This is a genomic window from Nonomuraea endophytica (assembly GCF_014203235.1).
GTDB classification, from domain to species: domain Bacteria; phylum Actinomycetota; class Actinomycetes; order Streptosporangiales; family Streptosporangiaceae; genus Nonomuraea; species Nonomuraea endophytica.
The window spans coordinates 114,047-132,453 of record NZ_JACHIN010000004.1 but is presented as its reverse complement, the minus strand read 5'-3'; the positions used below and the strand labels follow the sequence as shown (position 1 = coordinate 132,453).

Annotated in this window: 18 protein-coding genes and 1 tRNA gene; 10 read left to right on the top strand and 9 right to left on the bottom strand. The window is 70.2% G+C overall.

The window, feature by feature from the left end:
* The first annotated feature begins 19 nt into the window (after window positions 1-19).
* From HNR40_RS16075 to HNR40_RS16060, 4 genes are all read left to right on the top strand, one after another.
* Complete coding sequence (locus HNR40_RS16075; protein ID WP_184961954.1) at window positions 20-1,792, top strand: cell division protein FtsK; 1,773 nt, start codon at window positions 20-22, stop codon at window positions 1,790-1,792.
* 141 nt (window positions 1,793-1,933) lie between these two features.
* Window positions 1,934-2,116 (top strand): helix-turn-helix domain-containing protein, encoded by a 183-nt coding sequence (locus HNR40_RS16070; protein ID WP_184961952.1) that lies wholly within the window; start codon window positions 1,934-1,936, stop codon window positions 2,114-2,116.
* 115 nt (window positions 2,117-2,231) lie between these two features.
* Entirely contained in the window at window positions 2,232-2,354 is a 123-nt protein-coding gene (locus tag HNR40_RS16065) for a CopG family ribbon-helix-helix protein (protein ID WP_184961950.1), read from the top strand.
* Between the two features lie 4 nt (window positions 2,355-2,358).
* Window positions 2,359-3,540, top strand: coding sequence for a tyrosine-type recombinase/integrase (locus HNR40_RS16060; protein ID WP_184961948.1), 1,182 nt, complete (start codon window positions 2,359-2,361; stop codon window positions 3,538-3,540).
* A gap of 93 nt (window positions 3,541-3,633) precedes the next feature.
* On the opposite strand, the gene HNR40_RS16055 is transcribed toward HNR40_RS16060, so the two are convergent.
* A tRNA-Val gene (locus tag HNR40_RS16055) sits at window positions 3,634-3,708 on the bottom strand.
* A 430-nt stretch (window positions 3,709-4,138) separates the two neighbouring features.
* Here HNR40_RS16055 and HNR40_RS16050 point away from each other — a divergent pair.
* Window positions 4,139-4,555, top strand: a complete 417-nt coding sequence (locus tag HNR40_RS16050) for an SsgA family sporulation/cell division regulator (RefSeq protein WP_020547189.1) — start codon at window positions 4,139-4,141, stop codon at window positions 4,553-4,555.
* A 46-nt stretch (window positions 4,556-4,601) separates the two neighbouring features.
* Window positions 4,602-4,862, top strand: coding sequence for a DUF6011 domain-containing protein (locus HNR40_RS57850; protein WP_376773475.1), 261 nt, complete (start codon window positions 4,602-4,604; stop codon window positions 4,860-4,862).
* Here HNR40_RS57850 and HNR40_RS16045 read toward each other — a convergent pair.
* Both HNR40_RS16045 and HNR40_RS16040 read right to left on the bottom strand, forming a co-directional pair.
* A complete protein-coding gene (locus HNR40_RS16045; RefSeq protein WP_184961946.1) occupies window positions 4,835-5,281 on the bottom strand; it encodes a lamin tail domain-containing protein in 447 nt (148 codons plus the stop codon). The genes HNR40_RS57850 and HNR40_RS16045 overlap by 28 nt on opposite strands.
* 68 nt (window positions 5,282-5,349) lie before the next feature.
* Window positions 5,350-6,534, bottom strand: coding sequence for an alpha-hydroxy acid oxidase (locus HNR40_RS16040; protein WP_184961944.1), 1,185 nt, complete (start codon window positions 6,532-6,534; stop codon window positions 5,350-5,352).
* A gap of 47 nt (window positions 6,535-6,581) precedes the next feature.
* Between HNR40_RS16040 and HNR40_RS16035 the strand changes: the two genes are divergently transcribed.
* Entirely contained in the window at window positions 6,582-7,178 is a 597-nt protein-coding gene (locus HNR40_RS16035; RefSeq protein ID WP_184961942.1) for an HD domain-containing protein, read from the top strand.
* On the opposite strand, the gene HNR40_RS16030 is transcribed toward HNR40_RS16035, so the two are convergent.
* The 5 genes from HNR40_RS16030 to HNR40_RS16010 all read right to left on the bottom strand — a co-directional run bounded on the left by HNR40_RS16030 (window position 7,175) and on the right by HNR40_RS16010 (window position 11,621).
* On the bottom strand, window positions 7,175-7,912 hold the full coding sequence (locus HNR40_RS16030; RefSeq protein WP_184961940.1) for a maleylpyruvate isomerase family mycothiol-dependent enzyme: 738 nt from the start codon (window positions 7,910-7,912) through the stop codon (window positions 7,175-7,177). The genes HNR40_RS16035 and HNR40_RS16030 overlap by 4 nt on opposite strands.
* 39 nt (window positions 7,913-7,951) lie before the next feature.
* Window positions 7,952-8,218: a DUF4031 domain-containing protein gene (locus HNR40_RS16025; protein ID WP_184961938.1), complete on the bottom strand. Its 267-nt coding sequence runs from the start codon at window positions 8,216-8,218 to the stop codon at window positions 7,952-7,954.
* Window positions 8,219-8,230: 12 nt separating this feature from the next.
* Entirely contained in the window at window positions 8,231-8,977 is a 747-nt protein-coding gene (locus tag HNR40_RS16020; RefSeq protein WP_184961936.1) for an HAD family hydrolase, read from the bottom strand.
* Between the two features lie 30 nt (window positions 8,978-9,007).
* On the bottom strand, window positions 9,008-10,177 hold the full coding sequence (locus HNR40_RS16015) for a cytochrome P450 (RefSeq protein WP_184961934.1): 1,170 nt from the start codon (window positions 10,175-10,177) through the stop codon (window positions 9,008-9,010).
* A gap of 865 nt (window positions 10,178-11,042) precedes the next feature.
* Window positions 11,043-11,621, bottom strand: coding sequence for a TetR/AcrR family transcriptional regulator (locus HNR40_RS16010; protein WP_184961932.1), 579 nt, complete (start codon window positions 11,619-11,621; stop codon window positions 11,043-11,045).
* A 95-nt stretch (window positions 11,622-11,716) separates the two neighbouring features.
* Here HNR40_RS16010 and HNR40_RS16005 point away from each other — a divergent pair, with 95 nt between their 5' ends.
* Window positions 11,717-14,290, top strand: coding sequence for a phosphoenolpyruvate synthase (locus HNR40_RS16005; RefSeq protein WP_184961930.1), 2,574 nt, complete (start codon window positions 11,717-11,719; stop codon window positions 14,288-14,290).
* A gap of 153 nt (window positions 14,291-14,443) precedes the next feature.
* Window positions 14,444-15,628 carry a hypothetical protein gene (locus tag HNR40_RS16000; protein ID WP_312896377.1) on the top strand — a complete coding sequence of 395 codons (1,185 nt, stop codon included), beginning with the start codon at window positions 14,444-14,446 and terminating at the stop codon, window positions 15,626-15,628.
* Window positions 15,629-15,819: 191 nt separating this feature from the next.
* Here the strand turns inward: HNR40_RS16000 and pgm are convergent, their stop codons facing one another.
* Entirely contained in the window at window positions 15,820-17,451 is a 1,632-nt protein-coding gene (gene pgm / locus HNR40_RS15995) for a phosphoglucomutase (alpha-D-glucose-1,6-bisphosphate-dependent) (protein ID WP_184961925.1), read from the bottom strand.
* A 49-nt stretch (window positions 17,452-17,500) separates the two neighbouring features.
* Here pgm and HNR40_RS15990 point away from each other — a divergent pair, with 49 nt between their 5' ends.
* A complete protein-coding gene (locus tag HNR40_RS15990) occupies window positions 17,501-18,397 on the top strand; it encodes a TIGR03564 family F420-dependent LLM class oxidoreductase (protein WP_184961923.1) in 897 nt (298 codons plus the stop codon).
* The last annotated feature ends 10 nt before the right edge of the window (window positions 18,398-18,407 follow it).

The window sequence follows — 18,407 nt, the reverse complement described above, 5'->3', positions numbered from 1 at the left end:
CCGTACCTCTCGGCACCAGATGCGCCGCAACGCCCGCCGCATGCGCCGCATAGGCGTCCAGCCGATCGCATCGATCACCGACGACCTAGAGCTCGCGCCCATGATCATCGCGACCATAGGCCGCGCCATGTGGCGCTACCGCTCCGAACTCGCCCCTCTCACTCTGGCCGCCCTGCTCATGGCGGCCGCGATGTTCCTGCACGCCAACTACCGGCCGTGGTGGCCGACCATCGCAGGGACTGCCGCCCTGGTCGCCGTGGCGGTGCTCGTCGGAGGGCAGTGGATCAATCTCAGCCGGCCAATAGAACGTGGCTACGCGGCTGTCGCCACGGCCTTTGTCGGGGGATGGCTAGCGGCCAGCACCGCCTACGGCCCGCTACCGCTCGTCCTCGGGGTCGGGGCCGTGCTGCTGGCCATACCGTGGTGGGCGCATCGCCGCCGACGCGCCCGGGTACGCGTCGAACGCACCTTGGCCGCATGGCCGAACATCGCAGAAGCCGTCGCTCTGGCCGGCTCACGCGTGCAATCCGCACTCGTGGACGTCTGGGGCTACCGCTTCCGGCTCGCCCTGGGACCAGGCCAGACCGTCGAGGACGCCATCGCCAAGGTGCCCGCTCTGGAGTCCGCGCTCGGTGCCAAGCGTGGAGCGGTGCGCGTACAACCGATACCGACCAGGGAAGCGAATCGAGCCGACGTGAGGGTGATCGAAACCGATCCGCACGCCGACGCGATCACGTGGCCGGGTCCGTCCATCTCCTCCATCACGCAACCGATCAAGATCGGGCTGTTCGAGGACGGCACCCCGGTCCGCGTCTCCCTGCTGCGACGGCACGCGCTGTTCGGCGGAGCCACCGGGGCAGGCAAGAGCGGCGGCATGAACGTCCTCCTCGGGGAACTCACCGCCTGCTCCGACGTGATCATATGGGGCATCGACCTCAAGGGCGGCATGGAACTCATGCCCTGGGCCGCCTGCCTCGACCGCCTGGCCACCACTCCGCAAGAGGCAGAAGCCCTGTTGGCGGATGGCGTGACCATCCTCGACGGGCGCGCGGATCACCTCGCACGTGCCGGCGAACGCGTCTGGACGCCCAGCCCCACCATGCCGGAACTGTTCATCGTCATCGACGAGTACGCCGAACTCGTCGATGAGGCCCCTAATGCCATCCGGCACGCCGACTCGATCGCCCGACGTGGACGAGCACCCGGTGTACAACTCGTGGCCGCCACCCAACGCCCCACCCAGAAGGCCATGGGTAAAGGCGTGGTCCGCTCACAGATGGACGTCCGCCTGTCCTTCCGCGTACGTGAGCAACGCGACGTCGACCTGATCCTCGGACCGGGCATGCTCAAGACCGGATGGCACGCCCACCGCCTCGACGCCCCCGGCAAGTTCCTCATCTCCGCCACCGAGCACGACTCTCCGCGGCGGGCCCGTGCCTACCTCCTGGCCGACGCCCACGTGCAAACCACCGCCGACCGACACGCAGCACACCGCCCACAGTTGGACGTCGTGTCGGCCACCGCACTGGAAAGGGCCTCACAGCCCATTCCGGACGACAACCAGCCACAACCACCACGACACGCTCGCTCTGAAGCCATCCAGGATGCGGAACAAGCCCTGGAAGACGCCCTGAAAGCGGCGCCCTCGGACGGGGTATCGGTCGGCGACCTGATCACCGCCACTGGCATGGGCCGCCGATGGGTCTACTACCGGCTCGACGAACTCGCTCGGTCCGAACGCGCCGTCCAGATCACACGTGGACGCTGGCGCGCCGAACCTCACAATCCGTAACTGAGTCCTCTTTGTGCACGTGCACGCCTCGCGCGCGTCTGCGCGTATGGGCAGACACACGTGACGTGCACGTGCACGATGCACAACTACACACCGTGACGCACGAGAGAGGAGCCGACCCGCCGGCGAACGAGGGGAGGGATGCACATTCAGGCATACACCGTCGAACAGGTAGCAGAGATGCTGAGCGTCGGGCGCGACAAGGTCTACTGCCTTCTCCGCACCGGACAGCTCAAGAGCATCAAGATCGGCAAACTTCGCCGCATCACCGACCAGCACCTGGCCGACTTCGTTTCATCGCTGGAAAGCATCGACGAGGCGTAGAACAGCGTGCTACGTTGCTCTACACGCCGGTCCGCCGGCGGCGCCTCTTGATAACTGCATGACACACCCCGAAAGGAAGCCGTCAATGACGAGCGACCGAACGACCCTGCCACCCGTGAGGGTCGATGCGGAGCTGAAGGACCGTCTCCGCAGGTACGCCGAGTCGCAGGAACGCGACGTGTCGTGGGTGATCAGGAAGGCGATCGAGGAGTATCTCAACCGTCACGAGAAGGGGTGATCCCTTGGCCAAAATCCTGATCGGCAAGTACGAAGCGACCATCTACCCCGAGGGAGGGGGCTACACAGGAGCCATCTCCCTCGGGTTCCATCCCGACGGAAGGCGCAACCGCCCCAAGCGCAAGGGCAAGACCAAGACCATCGTCAAGGACAAGCTGAAGAAGCTCGCCGAAGACCTTGAGACGGGCATCATCGCGTCAGAGAACTACACGGTTGGCGATGCAGTCAAAGACTGGCTCGCCAAAGGTCTCAAGGGGCGATCCGAAGCGACCATCGTCAAGCTGACCGGGCTCGCAGAGAAGCACGTGATACCGAAGCTGGGAGCAGGCAAACTCCAGAGCTTGATCGCGGATGACGTGGACGAGTGGCTTGACGGGCTCGCCACCCGCCTGGCCACTACAACTCTCCGCGAGGTCCACAGCATCCTGAAGCGATCGATTCGGCAGGCCCAAGCGCGCAACAAGGTCCTGAGGAACGTCGCCGAGTTGGTCACCACGCCCGAGGGCGTGGACGGACGGCAGAGCAAGGCACTTACCCGGGAGCAGGCGACGGCGGTTCTCAAGGCTGCGGCTTCGACGAATCTGCACGCCTACGTCGTGCTCAGCCTCACTACGGGTGTTCGCACCGAGGAGGCCAGGGCACTGTGCTGGGACCACATCGTGGCATGGGTCCCCAAGCTCAAATCCTGGAGGCCGGTGACGGAGGCAGGGTTCAAGCACAAGAGGTTCGCCATCTATGTATGGCGGACGGTTCGGAGAGGGGGCGACACCAAGACCCGGAAATCACGGCGGACGCTGGAACTGCCCAAGCTGGCCGTTCAGGCGCTCCAGCGACACCATGTCCGCCAGGCCGCCCAGAAACTGAAGGCCGGCGAGGCATGGCAGGCTCACCAACTGGTGTTCTGCACGAGCGTTGGAGGTCCGCTGGACGCGGCCAATGTGCGGCGCGCCTTCCGTAGGATCACCAAGAACGCGGGGATCGGAACCACCTGGACGCCTCGCGAACTACGTCACTCGTTCGTCTCCATCATGAGTGACCAAGGCGTACCCATCGAGACCATCGCCGATCTCGTCGGGCACGCGGGCACCAGCGTCACCGAAGCTGTGTACCGGCACCAGCTCAGACCGGTGATCACCCAGGGTGCCCAGACGATGAACATCATCTTCGGCGACAGCCGACACGGGTAGAGAGTCCGAGTGGGATGGCTCCCCGATTGGCTCCCATTGACTTCTCAGGCATGCGAAAAGGGGCCTCGGATGGCTCCGAAACCCCTTCTGAGCTGGTGGGCGATACTGGGATCGAACCAGTGACCTCTTCGGTGTGAACGAAGCGCTCTCCCGCTGAGCTAATCGCCCGCCCTGCCTGGCTCCTCGCGGTGCCCGACGGGGAAAACCATACCGCACTTCCGGAGCAGGTGGCGAAGCGGCGAGCGGCGCCGAGAGGATTCGGGGGGAAACGCGGTGGTTGCCCATCGTCGTGGTGGCTGGTTGGCATAGCATCGGTCATGTTCGGAAGGCGCTGGGAAAGGGGATCTTTCGCCCGAAAGGTGCCGAGGGCTCGCCGGGGTGGGCTCTACAGCTCGCAAAACCCTTGCAAACACGGCCCGATTGATGCCGTTTAGCCTGGTAGATGCCCAAATGTCCTGCTGTGATGTGCGTTACAGAAGGCCTCAGGAGCGGAATCTTTCCTACAGGTTTCTTCGTTCCGCGTCATAGCTCAGGACGAAGTCCGTCAGAGCAGTAAGCCCCGAAGAGGGGACCCTACGACGAAAAGGTTTGGCTGACGATGAACAGCACCACCGTCTCTGCCGAGCTTGGCCTTCGGCTTGTGGTCCCCGACCGTACGACCGTCCCCCTGCTCGCCGGACTGAGCTACACAGCCGACGACCCGTATGCCATACGCATGGCCTTCCACGTAGGGAACGACGAACCGGTCGAGTGGATCTTCGCCCGCGAACTACTGACTGTAGGCATCGTGCGGCGTGTCGGCGACGGCGACGTGCAGGTCTGGCCTGCCCGCGCCGACGGCGAACGCACCCTGCACATCAGCCTGACGTCACCGTTCGGGCAGGCGCTCTTCGAAGTCCCGCTGGCACCTCTCACCGAGTTCCTGCATCGCACCTACGAGAAGGTGCCCGCAGGCAGGGAGACCGACTTCATGGACCTCGACGCCGAGCTCACCAACATGCTCTGGCCGTCCTGACCCCCTCGGCCGCGCCTGCCCGGCCGTACCAGACCCCCGTGGCAGGATGAGAGGTGCCGTGAACCTCCTCAACCTCAGCGAAGATCTCAGCGACCCCACCACGTGTGAGCACGTGGTGCGTTGTCGCGCGTGTCAGCATGTTCTGCGCGCGCCCGAGTCGCGCTGGGCCAGAATCGGCCCGGAATGTGCCGAACGCCTCGGTCTGGCCAGGCGTAAACCGGTGCGGATCCGGGCCGCCGCGGCCCACTGGATGTGCGAGGGCCAGCTTGATCTCCTGGCTCAGAGGCAGGAGACCGAGTCGCGGTAGCTCGAGTTGTACGAGCACTTGTCGATGATCTTGCGGTTCGCGTCGCGGACGTAGGCGCTGTCCTTGTCGTTGTTCCACACGTACGCGCGCCGCCCCCAGTAGACCGTGCTGGTTCCCGACGTGCCCTGGCCGGTGCGCAGGGTGAGGCTCTTGCCCGCCTTGAGCACCTGTCCGGGTACGAAGGTGTACCGGTAGCCGGTCTGGTCGGCGATCGTCCACCCCTCCAGGTCGATGGCGGCCCTGGTCGTGTTCCTGACGACGGCGTACTCGCCGTTGAGTGAGGCGTTGGCGCGCCGGTCCACGCCGGGGGAGTCGTAGTAGACCTTCACGAGCTGGATCTTCGGCACGGCCGCCTGGGCCGGCGCCGCGGTCGCGATCAGGGCGGCCGCGCAGGCGAGGATCAGGGTGGTGGGACGCATCGTCGGGTCCTCCATCGATGGGTGGACCTGTGAGACGTGCGAAGATCGCCCTAGGTTGTCCTGGGCAATCAAGGGCGGAGCCGTACCACGGAAGGGTCGAGGGAGCCGCCGAGCAGCTGGATCGTGCGGGTCAGTTCGGCGCGGACGAGGTCCAGCACCCGGTCCACGCCCGGCTCGCCCGCGGCCATCAGCCCGTACAGGTAGGCGCGGCCGATGAAGCACGCGCGGGCCCCCAAGGCGAGCGCGGCGGCGACGTCGGCCCCGCCGCGCACGCCGCCGTCCAGGTACACCTCCGCCCGGTCGCCCACGGCCTCGGCCACCTGGGGCAGCAGTTCCAGGGGTGTGGCCGCGCGGTCGAGCTGGCGGCCGCCGTGGTTGGAGACGGCGATCCCGTCGATCCCGGCCTCGGCCAGGGCGACCGCGTCGTCCACGCGTTGCACGCCCTTGACCACCAGCGGACCGCCCCACGCCCCGCGGATCCACTCCAGGTCGGCGAAGGTCACGCCCGGGTCGAACATCAGGTTGGTGATCCCGGCGAGATCGCTGCCGCCCATGGTGGCGAAGGTGAGAGGTTCGCTGGTCAGGAAGTCGAACCACCAGGCCGGATGTCGCACCACCCCCAGCGCGCTGCGCCGGCGCAACCTCGGCGGCATCGTCAGGCCGTGCCGTACGTCACGCAGCCGCGCGCCGGCGACCGGCACGTCCGCGGTGACGACCAGCACGTCCATGCCCGCGTCGCGGGCGAGGTCGAGCGCGGCGCGGCTGCGTCCGCGGTCGCGCGCCATGTAGAGCTGGAACCAGTTCCACCCGCCGGGCGCGGCGCGCGTCACCTCGGGCGCGGACGTGGTCCCCATGGTCGACAGCGTGTACGGCACGCCCGCCCTGGCCGCGGCCCGCGCCACCGCCTTCTCCCCGTCGCGGTGCATCATGCGCGTGAACCCGGTCGGCCCGAGCACCAGCGGCATGCTGATCTCCCGCCCCAGCACCCGCGCCGTCAGCGGCACCTCGCCGACGTCGCGCAGGATCCTCGGCCGGAACTCCACCCGCGCGAACGCCTCGCGCGCCCGCGCCATCGAGATCTCGTCCTCCGCCGCGCCGTCCACGTAGTCGAAGACGAGCCTGGGCGCCCGCCGCCTGGCCAGCAGCCGGATGTCGGCGATGCCGGCCGCGGCCAGCAGCCGGTCCCGCCTGCCGAGGGGCGGCAGCACCGCCCGTATGTCGCGCCACCGGGGAAACCGCCGCTCATCACCCATCCGACCATTACACGAAATTTGCCGTCACTCGCGATAGCGTTGAGGCCATGATCGGGGAGCTCCTCGCCGACACGCCCGCCGCCCAGGCCCTCCACGCCGAGCTGGTGGCCCGCTGGTCGGAGCCGCACCGCCGCTACCACACGCTCACGCACCTGCGCGCGGTGCTCGCCGCCATCGACGACCTCGCCGACCTGGCCGGCGATCCCGTGGCGGTACGGCTGGCCGCCTGGTTCCACGACGCGGTCTACGACGGCCGGCCGGGCTGGGACGAGGAACGCAGCGCCCAGCTGGCCCAGCGCCGCCTGCCTGCCTGCGGCGTACCGGCGGAGCGGGTGGCCGAGGTGGCCAGGCTGGTCCGCCTGACCGCCGCCCACGACACCCTCCGGGACGGCGACGCCAACGGCGCGGTCCTGTGCGACGCCGACCTCGCGGTCCTGGGCAGGCCCGGATACGAGGTGTACGCGGCCGACATCCGCCGGGAATACGCGCATGTGCCGGACGAGCTGTTCGCCGCCGGGCGGAGTGCGGTGCTGGCGCGGCTGCTGGCCGTACCCAATCTTTACCGGACGGAACGCGCCCGCGCGTTGTGGCAGGACCGCGCCCGCCGCAACATGAGCGCCGAACTGGCCGCGCTCGGGGGCTAGGCGGCGTAGTTGCGCAGGACCGTCAGAGCCTGGGCGGCGTGCGGGCCGGTGGCCGTGAGCGTGGAGTCGGCGGGGGCCAGGCGGCGGGCGCCCACCAGGCAGAACTCGGCCGCGGGGCCGGTGATGACCGACGGCGAGCCGCGATCGCCAAAGTGCCATGAATCGCCGTCCGGGGCGGTCAGGTCGCAGTACACCGGGGCGGGCTCCAGGCCCTCCAGCGTGAAGGCGTACGGCAGGGTGCGGTGCCCGAGCCAGGCGATGTGGCGCAGCCGCGCGGTGGCCGGGTAGGCGATGCCGAACGGCGCGGTGACGTCGTGGGCGTGCGCCCAGTGCTCGGCCAGGCGGGTGGTGGCCAGGGTGCGCGGCGACAGGGTCCCGGCGACCCAGGGCAGGCGGGCCTGTCGCGGGTGCGCGGCCAGCGCGGAGGGGGTGGCCCCGGCCGCGGCGCGCCAGCGGGCCAGCAGTTCGTCCGGGGTGATGTCGCGCTGGGCGGCCACGAGGTCGGCGGCCATGCCGTCCACGTCGCTGACGGCCGGGTCGCGGGCGAACAGGCCGTCGTGGCCGTCCAGGGAGGCGGTGACCAGCTCTTCGGTCTGGGCGAGGTGGAGCACGACGTCGGAGACGGTCCATCCCTCGGCGGCCGAGGGGTGGGACCACTGCGCGGGGGTGAGGGCGGCGAGTACGGAGTCCAGCTGCCGGTACTCGGCTTCCAGGTCGCCGAAGATGTCCGTCATGGGCTCACCGTACCGAATAATGTTCTGGCTGGCGTCAGGTCACGACGAGCGTTTACGGCGCCGCAGCCCGCCCTCGGTCAGCCGCCGCAGCAGCTCCCGGCTGCTGACCGCCTCGGCGCCCAGCGACACCGCCTGGGCGTGCACGGTCTCCGGGACGTCGTAGTGGTCGCGGTCGAAGGCGCGCACCGGCACCCCGAGGCGTCCCGCGAACGTGTGCAACTCCTCCAGCGAGGTGTCGCTAACCAGGTGGGACCACATGAGGCCACGCGGCCCCGGCCAGTTCGGCGGATCAATGAGGACGGTCATCCCTCACATTCTCTACGAAACCGGCACCCGCCCGCGTACCTCCAGCTCGCTGAGATCGCGTACCACCAGGTCGGCGCCCAGTTCCCGCATCTCCGCCGCGCGGCCGTTGCGGTCCACGGCCACAACCAGCCCGAATCCGCCCTTCCTGCCCGCTTCCAGGCCCGGCAGGGCGGCTTCCACGACAGCGGCGCGGGCGGCTTGCAGGTCCAGGCGGCGGCAGGCCTCCAGGAACAAGGCTGGGTCGGGCTTGCCCGGCAGGTTCATGAGGGCCGCGTCGTTGCCGTCCACGACCAGGTCGAACAGGTGGGCCACGCCCGCTCCGGTGATCAGCTTGCGGCCGTGGGTGCTGGAGGTCACCGCCGCGGTGCGGCAGCCCCGGCGGCGCAGCTCGTGCAGCAGCGCGACGGCCGAGGGGAAGGCGGCCACGCCGTACTTGTCGACCTGGGCCTGGAACTCCAGGTCCTTGGCCCGTCCCAGACCGTGCTCGGTCGGCGCGCCCGGCTCGTCGTCGGCCGAGCCAGCGGGCAGGGTGATGCCGCGCGAGGCCAGGAAAGTACGCAGCCCGTCCAGGCGGGGCCGTCCGTCGACATGGCGCACGTAGTCGGCGCGGATGTCGAACGGCGCCGAGCGGCCGCGCAGGAATCCGTCGAAGACATGCTTCCATGCGGCCGCGTGCACACGCGCCGTGTCGGTCACGACGCCGTCGCTGTCGAACACGACGGCGCCGATGGCGCTCAGGTCGATGGCGTGTCCGTTCACATACGTGACGTTACGCTGCCGATCTGCCGTCTACCAGGCGACGGGGAGCTTCTCCACGCCGTACACGATCGCGAGCTTCCTGAAAGGCACCTCGCCGTCCACCCGCAGGTTCGGGAACCGGCGCAGCAGCGCCGGGTAGGCGATGCGCATCTCCATCTGGGCCAGCGGGGCGCCGATGCAGCGGTGGATGCCGTGCCCGAAGGCCAGGTGCGAACCGGCGCTCTCCCTGGTGGGCATGACCTTGTCCATGCTCTCGCCGAGCGCGGGGTCGCGGTTGGCGGCGGTCAGCGAGCACAGCACGAGCTGGCCCTTGGTGATGGGCGTGCCGAACAGGTCGAGGTCCTCGCGGGCGAAGCGCGGGAAGGCCACCTGCACGACCGTCATGTAGCGCAGCAGTTCCTCGACGACGTGGTTGACGTAGCCGTCGACCTCGCGGACCTTGGCGGCCTCCTCCGGGTTGTTCATCAGCCAGAGCGAGCCGAGGGCGAGCATGCTGGTGCTGGTGTCGTGGCCGCCGGTCAGCAGGCCGTCGGCCATGCTGGCGAGCGTGCGGTCGTCGAGCTCGTCGCCGTGCTCGCGCAGCAGCTGGCCCAGCAGGCCGTCGCCGGGGTTGAGGCGCTCACGGGCGACCAGGTCGGTCAGGTACGTCATCGCGTCGTTGATCGCCTGCAGCGACGCCTCGGGTCCCGCCGTGAAGTCGAAGCGGTCGGTGCTCAGCTTGAGGAAGTCCGACCTGTCCGCGTACGGCACGCCGAGCAGCTCACACACCACCAGCGAAGGGATCGGCAGCGCGAACGCCTCGACCAGATCGGCCGTGTTCCCGGCCGCCTCCATGCGGTCCAGGTGCTCCTCGACCATGGCCTCGATCCGGGGCTCCAGCCTGCGCAGACGGCGCATGGTGAACTCCGGCGTCAAGTACTTGCGCAGCCGCGTGTGCTCGGGCGGGTCGCGGAAGCCGAGGCCGCCCGGGTCGTCCTGGTTGGACCCGAGGCCGATCACACCGGCGAAATCGTTGCTGAACCGCTCGTGGTCGCTCAGCACGGCGCGGACGTCGTCGTAGCGGGTCACCAAGTACACGGTTTGGTCGCCGGGGATCTCCATCGGGAACACCGGCTGTTCTGTGCGGATCCGGGCCAGCTCGGCCACGGGGTCGAAGCCTTCGCGCATGAACTGCACGAGGGGAAACTCTGACTCAGACATCAAACCCATCCTGCCGGAGGCGTCATCGCATTTTGTCGGGATAAATCCCGTTATAGATGGTCCCACCTGCTGACGGGCCTTCGTCCACCCCCATCCACAACCCTCAGATTCGGTACGGCAGGGCGCATCCGCACGCCACGTTACGCACGCGACGCGCCCCGCGCCTCCGGGGCGCCCGCAAGCCGGGGGCATCTGGGGGGAACGGCGGCGAGAAATGAGGGTAGGACCGGGGTTTGCCCCGACCCCAGCACCCCACCAACTACCGTGACCAACCTCTCAACCCCCACAACCCACCCGAAACCCAACCCGCCCACCGCCCTCCCGGCTCCCGGCCCTCGTGCTCTGCCTCCCGCCCCCTGCTCCCGGGTCTCGGGCTGCGCTTCCCGCGCTCTCTGCTCCCGGGTCTCGGGCTGCGCTTCCCGCGCTCTCTGCTCCCGGCCCTCGGGCTCCGCCTCCCGCCCCCTGCTCCCTGCTCCCGGCTCCCTGCTCCCGGCTCCCTGCTCCCGGCTCAGAGGCTCTGCCTCCCGCGCTCTCTGCCCCCGGGCCTCGGGCTCCGCCCTCCGGCTCCTGGTCTCCGGCTCTCGCCTTGGCCCGATTCTGGACCCGGGCTTGAAGGCGCCGGGTGCCTCTTGCGAGGGCGCAGCGATGCCGAGTGGCGGTGGGGTTCCGGCTACGGGCTTGGCTTTCGGCCCCGGCTTGGCCTTCGGTTCGGGGGTTCGGAGTCGTGGGCTCAGTTCCGGTTTGGCCCCAGAGGCTCGCCCGGTGTGGCCTTCGGCCTGCGGATGTGGGCCATGGGCTTGGCTTGCGAGCTTGTGGCCGGGAAAGGTGCGGCAAGCAGTGGTGCTGCGAAGGGTGGTGGCTCGGGTCAGGGGGTGTCGAGGAGGGGTTGGATGAGGGGGGCGTACCAGGTGACGAGGTCTTCGGGGGAGGCGGTGGCGGGGCCGGGGAGGCGGAGGCCGTAGCGGGCCAGGGCGAGGCCCAGCAGTTGGGCGGTGATGAGCTGGGCGCGCAGGGCGGTGTCGGGGCCCTGGAGGTGGGAGGCCAGGCGGGTGGTGAACTCGCGTTCCACGTACTCGCGCACCATCTCGGGTGGCTGGCCGGAGCGCAGGAGGGCCAGCGGGCCCATGCCGGCTTCGTCGAAGGCGGCCAGGAAGCCGCGGACGATGCGGGCCGCGGCGCCGTCGAGGCCCTCCGCGAGCAGGTCGTCCAGGGGGCCGCGCGGGCTGACCGGACCCTCCAGCGCCGCCGCGAACAGCTTGTCCTTGCTGCCGAAGAAGTAGTGGATCATCGCCGGATCCACCCCGGCGTCGGCGGCGATGGAGCGCACGGTGACGATGTCGTAGCCGTGCGAGGTGAAGCGGGCCCGCGCCGCGTCGAGGATGCGCCGGCGGCTCTCTTCGCCGCTGCGCCACCTGCCGCGCCGCCCGGCGCCCGACTCGCTCATGGTGAGAGTGATCCTACTTTTCTCCATCGCTGTTGAAGAAGCCGGGTGAACTCTGGCAAAATTCTTCATCAACGACGAAGAAACGAGGGCCCGGCATGCCGTACCCCTTCATCGCGACCTTCGAGGAGCCGGACCGTGAACGGGTGGGCGGCAAGGGCGCCGCTCTCGGCGAGCTGACCCGTGCCGGTCTGCCGGTGCCCGGGGGCTTCTGTCTCACCACCGATGCCTTCGCGGCCTTTGTCGGCGACGGCATGGACGGCCTCCATGACGAGCTGGACGGGCTTGACCATGCCGATCTCACGGCGCTGGCCGACGTCGGCGCGCGGGTGCGCGGCCACCTGATGGGTCTGCCCATGCCGCCGGACGTCGAGACCCAGCTCCTGGCCGCCTGGGACGAAGCGGGCGCCGGGCGCGCCTACGCCGTGCGCTCGTCGGCGACCGCCGAGGACCTGGCCGGCGCCTCCTTCGCCGGACAGCAGGACACCTTCCTCAACGTCGTCGGCCGCGATCAGCTCCTCGACGCCGTACACCGCTGCTGGGCCTCGCTCTACACCGACCGCGCCATCGCCTACCGCGCCCGCGGCGGCTTTGGGCACCGGGGGGTCCGCCTGGCCGTCGTCGTGCAGCACATGGTCGAGCCCGAGGTGTCGGGCGTGATGTTCACCGCCGACCCGGTCTCCGGCGACCGCCGCGACATCGTGGTCAACGCCTCGTGGGGGCTGGGCGAGTCGATCGTGTCCGGGCTGGTCGACGCCGACCTCTATCGGGTACGGCACGGCGTCGTCACCGGCCGCGTCCTCGGCGGCAAGAAGTTGTCGATCGAACCGCTGCCCGGCGGCGGCACGCGTACCGTCGAAAGCACCGATCGCGGACAGGCGCTGCCGGACGCCGAGATCCGCGCGCTGGCCGAGCTGGGCGGGCGCGTCCAGCGTCACTTCGGCACACCCCAGGACGTCGAGTGGACCTGGGCGCGCGGCCGCTTCCACATCGTGCAGTCGCGGCCGATCACCTCGCTGTTCCCCGTTCCCGAGGGGCGGGGGCCGAGGGTGTACTTCTCCTTCGGCCACCAGCAGATGATGACCGACGCCATCAAACCGCTCGGACGTTCGGTTCTGCGCACGTTCTTCCCCTTCGGCGGCTCGGCGATCGGGCAGGAGAGCCCTTACCTGGTGCCCGCGGGCGGCCGCCTGTACATCGACGTCACCCGGGTCCTGGCCACCCGCCTCGGACGGCCGCTGCTGCTCCGCGCCCTCGCCGGCATGGACGAGCAGGCCGCCGCGGCGCTCGCCCGGGTGGCGCAGCGGCCGGAGTACCGCAGGGCCGGCCTCCGCGCCGAGCTGGAGGTCGCCGGCTTCGCCGCCTGGACCTTCGCCAGGATCGCCAGGAGCCTGCTGCGCCCCGGCGCCGCCCGCGTGGAGGCGGAGGCATTCATCGCGCACACACTGCGCGTGGCCGGGGCGGAGATCGGCGCGAGCACCGGAGCCGAACGCGTGCGCCGCATCCAGCGCACCATGCGCCACGTGCCGATCCGCATGTACGCCGAGGTGCTGCTCAAGCCCGTCGCCGGCATGCTGGCCGGGGCCGTCGCCGCCGCCCTGAGCAGGCGCTGGCTGGGCGACGACGCCGAACTGCCGGCGCTCACCAAGTCGCTGCCCGGCAACGTCACCACCGAGATGGGCCTCGCCGTCGGCGACCTCGCCGACCTGGCCCGCGACCGCCCCGCCGTGCTCGCGTTCCTGCGCGACCCGCCGCGCCCGCTGGTGTGGCCCGAGGGCGAGTTCACCCGCGCCTTCGAGAACTTCCTGCGCGGGTACGGCATGCGCGCCCCCGGCGAGATCGACCTCACCAGGACGCGGTGGCGGGAGGAGCCGGAGCAGTTGTTCGCCGGGATCCTGGCCAACGTCGAGACGACCGGGCCGGGGGAGCACCGGCGACGCTTCCGCGACGGCGAGCGGGAAGTCGCGCAGGCGGCGCGGCGGCTGCGCGGCCGCCTCCTGGCGACCAGGGGCGGGTGGGCCAAGGCGGTGGTGATGGCGCGGGTGGTGCGGGTCTACCGGGAGTTGCTGGCGCTTCGGGAGCACGACAAGTACTTCACCGTGCGGCTGTTCGACGTCTTCGGGACGGCGGTGCGCGAGGAGGCGGCTGAGCTGGTGGCGAACGGGGTGCTGGAGACCCTGGACGACGTGGACTACCTGACGCTCGGGGAACTGCTCGACCTGCTGGCCGGGGGTCGGCCCGCCGTACCCGTGAAGGAGCGGCGGGCGGCGCACGCGGCGGATGAGCTGCTGCGCCCGCCCAGGGTGCTGACCGGCGACGGCGAGGCCGTCGCCGTGGCGCGGGCGGCGGAGCGGGAGGGGGCGCTGGCCGGGCAGGGGGTGTCGGCGGGGAGCGCGGAGGGACGCGCCAGGGTCGTGCTGCGGCCGCAGGACGCGCGGCTGGAGCCGGGGGACATCCTGGTCGCGCCGTACACCGATCCGGGGTGGACGCCGTTGTTCGCGGCGGTGACCGGGCTGGTGCTGGAGGTGGGCGGGATGATGACGCACGGCGCGGTCGTGGCCCGTGAGCTGGGGCTGCCCGCCGTCGTCGGGGTGGACGGGGCGACGACGGCGATCCCGGACGGGGCGCGGATCCGGGTGGACGGCACTCTGGGTACCGTGCACCTCCTGTGACGGGAGAAAATGATGGGGCGAGACCGGTTTGGCGTACAAGAGGGCGACATTCTGCGATGATCTCGCTGTATACAGTCGGACATCCAACCTGACGGACAGTGACTGATGCCCCCATTTGAGGAAATCGCCGCTTTTGTCGCGGAAAAGCCGGTCGTGACCGTGATCATCTCTGTGCTGGGACTGATCGCGCTCGCACTGGCCTTCATGCTCATCAAGATCGGTTGGCGGGCGGGAGCGTGGCTGTTCACCCGCTACATCTCGCCACGGCCGATCGAGGACGTCCTCACCGTCGTGGCCGCGTGCATCGCCACAGGCGTGTCGGCGCAGGGCATGTGGCGCTTCTCCGGTGACGTACTCGGGCTTGACGGGCCGCTGCGGTTTCTGCTGTTCGCCTTCATCGAGGTCGCGATCATCACCTCGGCCGTCCGGGCCAGACGCAACATGCGCGAGAACTTCTCCGCCGGCATCGACGGCATCGCCGTATGGGCGCTGACCTGCCTGACCGCGGTGCTCTCCAGCATGGACGCGCGCAGCCTGCCCGAGGCCATCTTCCGCCTGGCCGCGCCGCTCGTCGCGGCCTGGCTGTGGGAGCGCGGCATGGCCATCGAACGGCACCGCATCCGCGGCACCGGCCGCATCAACTGGCGCCTCACCCCCGAGCGGCTGCTCGTCCGCATGGGCCTGGCCGAGGTCAGCGACCGCACCGCCAGCGAGGTCGACGCCCACCGCCGCCTCACCCGCGTCGCGCTGGCCGCCAAACGCGCCAAGGCGCTGCGCGAGGGCGGGGGCTCCGAGCGGAAGGTACGCGTCGCGCTGGCCAAACTCGACAAGGCCATGGACCAGGCCGTCGAGCACACCGGCCTGGCCGTCGACCCGCAGCGTCAGGAGGCGCTGCTGGCCCAGATCGCCGCCCTGTACAACACCTCCAAGCTCGTCGACGCCGACCCGCGGGTGCCGTGGGAACCCGAGCAGGACCACCAGCCGGTGCCCGCCCGCGCCCTGCCGCCCGCGCTGACCCAGCTCCACGACGACGAGGACGACGACGTGTTCGACGCGACGCCGCAGGTGCTCGACACGGCCGAGCGGGCCCGGCTGATGCGCGCCGCCCGGAGGTACTGGGACCGGCAGATCGAGAAGCGCATCGTGCCGCGCACCGTGGACATCGCGCAGGAGGTCGGCATCGCGGTCGGCACCGCCCGGGAGTGGCGTGCGCTGTGGAAGCTCGAGCCGCAGGCGCACGCCATCATCGAGGCCCTGTACCAGGAGCACGGCATCGTGGACACCGGCTCCTTCCCCGCCGTCAAGGACGACGACCGCATCCTCACCAACACCCCCTGACCCCCCGATCCAGGCGGCCCCACCACCATCGGTGTCTAAACCCTCGGGTTTCCGGGGTGGCCCCCTTCCGGGGTGGCCCCCTTCCGGGGTGGCCCCCTTCCGGGGTGGCCCCCTTCCGGGGTGGCCCCCTTCCGGGGTGGCCCCCTTCCGGGGTGGCCGCCGCGCGGGTGTTGCCGCTAAGGGGGTTTCCGCTAGGGGTTGCGTTGGGTCAGGGCGGCGGAGACTACTGCTCTGGCTTCCTCCTGGACCTCGGCCAGGTGGTCGGGGCCCTTGAAGGACTCGGCGTAGATCTTGTAGACGTCCTCGGTCCCGGAGGGGCGGGCGGCGAACCAGGCGTGGTCGGTGGACACCTTCACCCCGCCCAGCGCCGAACCATTGCCCGGCGCCTCGGTCTGGACCGCCGTGATCGGGTCGCCGGCCAGGGAACGGGCGGTGATCTGGGAGGCCGACAGCTTGCCCAGCACCGCCTTCTCCTCGCGGGTCGCGGGCGCGTCCACCCGGGCGTAGGCGGGCGCGCCGAAGCGTTCGGTCAGCTTGGCGTAGTGCTCGCTGGGCGAGGACCCGGTCACGGCCAGGATCTCGGCGGCCAGGAGCGCCAGGATGAGCCCGTCCTTGTCGGTCGTCCACACCGAGCCGTCCCGGCGCAGGAACGACGCCCCCGCGCTCTCCTCCCCGCCGAACCCGAGCGACCCGTCCAGCAGCCCCGGTACGAACCACTTGAACCCGACCGGCACCTCCATCAGCCGCCGTCCCAGCGACTCCGTCACCCGGTCGATCATGCTGCTGCTGACCATGGTCTTGCCGACCCCGGCGTCACCCGGCCAGCCGGTGCGGTGCTCGTACAGGTAGGAGATGGCGACGGCGAGGTAGTGGTTCGGATTGAGCAGCCCTCCGTCGGGCGTCACGATGCCGTGCCGGTCGGCGTCGGCGTCGTTGCCGGTGGAGATGTCGTAGCGGGAGCGGTTGTCGATCAGGGAGGCCATCGCGTAGGGGGATGAGCAGTCCATGCGGATCTTGCCGTCCCAGTCGAGGGTCATGAACCGCCAGGTCGGGTCGACGAGCGGGTTGACCACGGTCAGGTCGAGCCGGTGCCGCTCGGCGATCTCGGCCCAGTAGGCGACGCTGGCCCCGCCGAGCGGGTCGGCGCCGATGCGCACGCCAGCGCCGCGGATGGCGTCGAGGTCGAAGACGGAGGGCAGGTCGTCGACGTACGCGCCCATGAAGTCGTGCCTGCGGGTCGTCTCCGCCTCAAGAGCCCGGGTGTACGGCACCCGCCGTACCCCCTTGAGACCCTCGGCGAGCAGCGCGTTGGCGCGCTCCTGCACCCACCCGGTGGCGTCGGTGCCGGCGGGACCGCCGTTGGGCGGGTTGTACTTGAAGCCCCCGTCGGCGGGCGGGTTGTGCGACGGCGTGACCACGACCCCGTCGGAGCCCGGGTGGGTGAGGATGGCGTGGGAGACGGCCGGCGTCGGCGTGTAGCCGTCGCGGCTGTCGATGCGCACCTCGACCTCGTTGGCGGCGAAGACCTCCAGCGCCGAGACCCGGGCGGGCTCGGACAGCGCGTGCGTGTCGATGCCGAGGAACAGCGGCCCCGACACGCCCTGCGCCGCGCGGTACTCGCAGATGGCCTGGCTGGTCGCCAAGATGTGATCTTCGTTGAACGCGCTCTTCAGTGCCGACCCGCGATGCCCTGAGGTGCCGAACGCCACGCGCTGAGCGGGATCTCCGGGATCCGGATGCAGCGCGTAGTAGGCGGTAACCAGCCGGGAGACGTCGACCAGGTCGGCCGGCTGAGCGGGTTGTCCTGCGCGATCGTGGGTCATGGAAGCAAGCCTATGATGGCCGGAAAAACTAGAATGGAGTTCGGTAGCGATGCGGATCGGACTGTTCCTCAATGAGCCCAGGGGCGATGACCCCATCGCCGAACTGCGCGAGCGCCTGGCCGGCGCCGCCGCCGACGGCTTCGCCTCGGCCTGGATCTCCAACATCTTCGGCCTCGACGCGCTGACCGCCCTGACCGCCGCGGGCGGCGACGCGCCCGGCCTCGAACTCGGCACCTCCGTCGTGCCGACCTACCCGCGCCACCCGGCCGCCCTCGCCCAGCAGGCGCTGACCGCCAACGCCGCGCTCGGCGGCCGCCTGACGCTGGGCATCGGCCTGTCGCACAAGATCGTCATCGAGAACATGTACGGCTACAGCTACGACAAGCCCGCCCGCCACATGAGCGAGTACCTGTCGGTGCTGCTGCCGCTGGTGCGCGACGGCGAGGTCAGCTTCCAGGGCGAGACGCTCAAGGCCGACGTGCGCCTGAGCACCCCCGGGCGTGGCCTGCAGGTCCTCATCGCCGCCCTGGCCCCCCGCATGCTCCACCTGGCAGGCGCCGTCGCCGACGGCACCGTCCTGTGGATGACCGGCCCCAAGACCGTCGTCGAGCACGTCGCGCCCGCCGTGACCGCCGCCGCCCGGGAGGCCGGCCGTCCCGCGCCGCGCATCGTCTGCGCCCTGCCCGTCTGCGTCACCGACGACCCCGCCGCCGCGCGGGCGCGCGCCGAGGAGGTCTTCTCGGTGTACGGTCAGCTGCCCTCCTACCGGGCGATGCTCGACAAGGAGGGCGCCGGCGGCCCCGGCGACGTGGCCGTGGTCGGCGACGAGGACTCCGTCCACGCCCAGATCCGGCAGCTCGCCGAGGCGGGCGTCACCGACTTCATCGCCTCGGAGTACTCCGGGCGGGAACGTACGCGACAGTTCCTCAAGGGCCTAGTTCAATAGGGCGTACGGC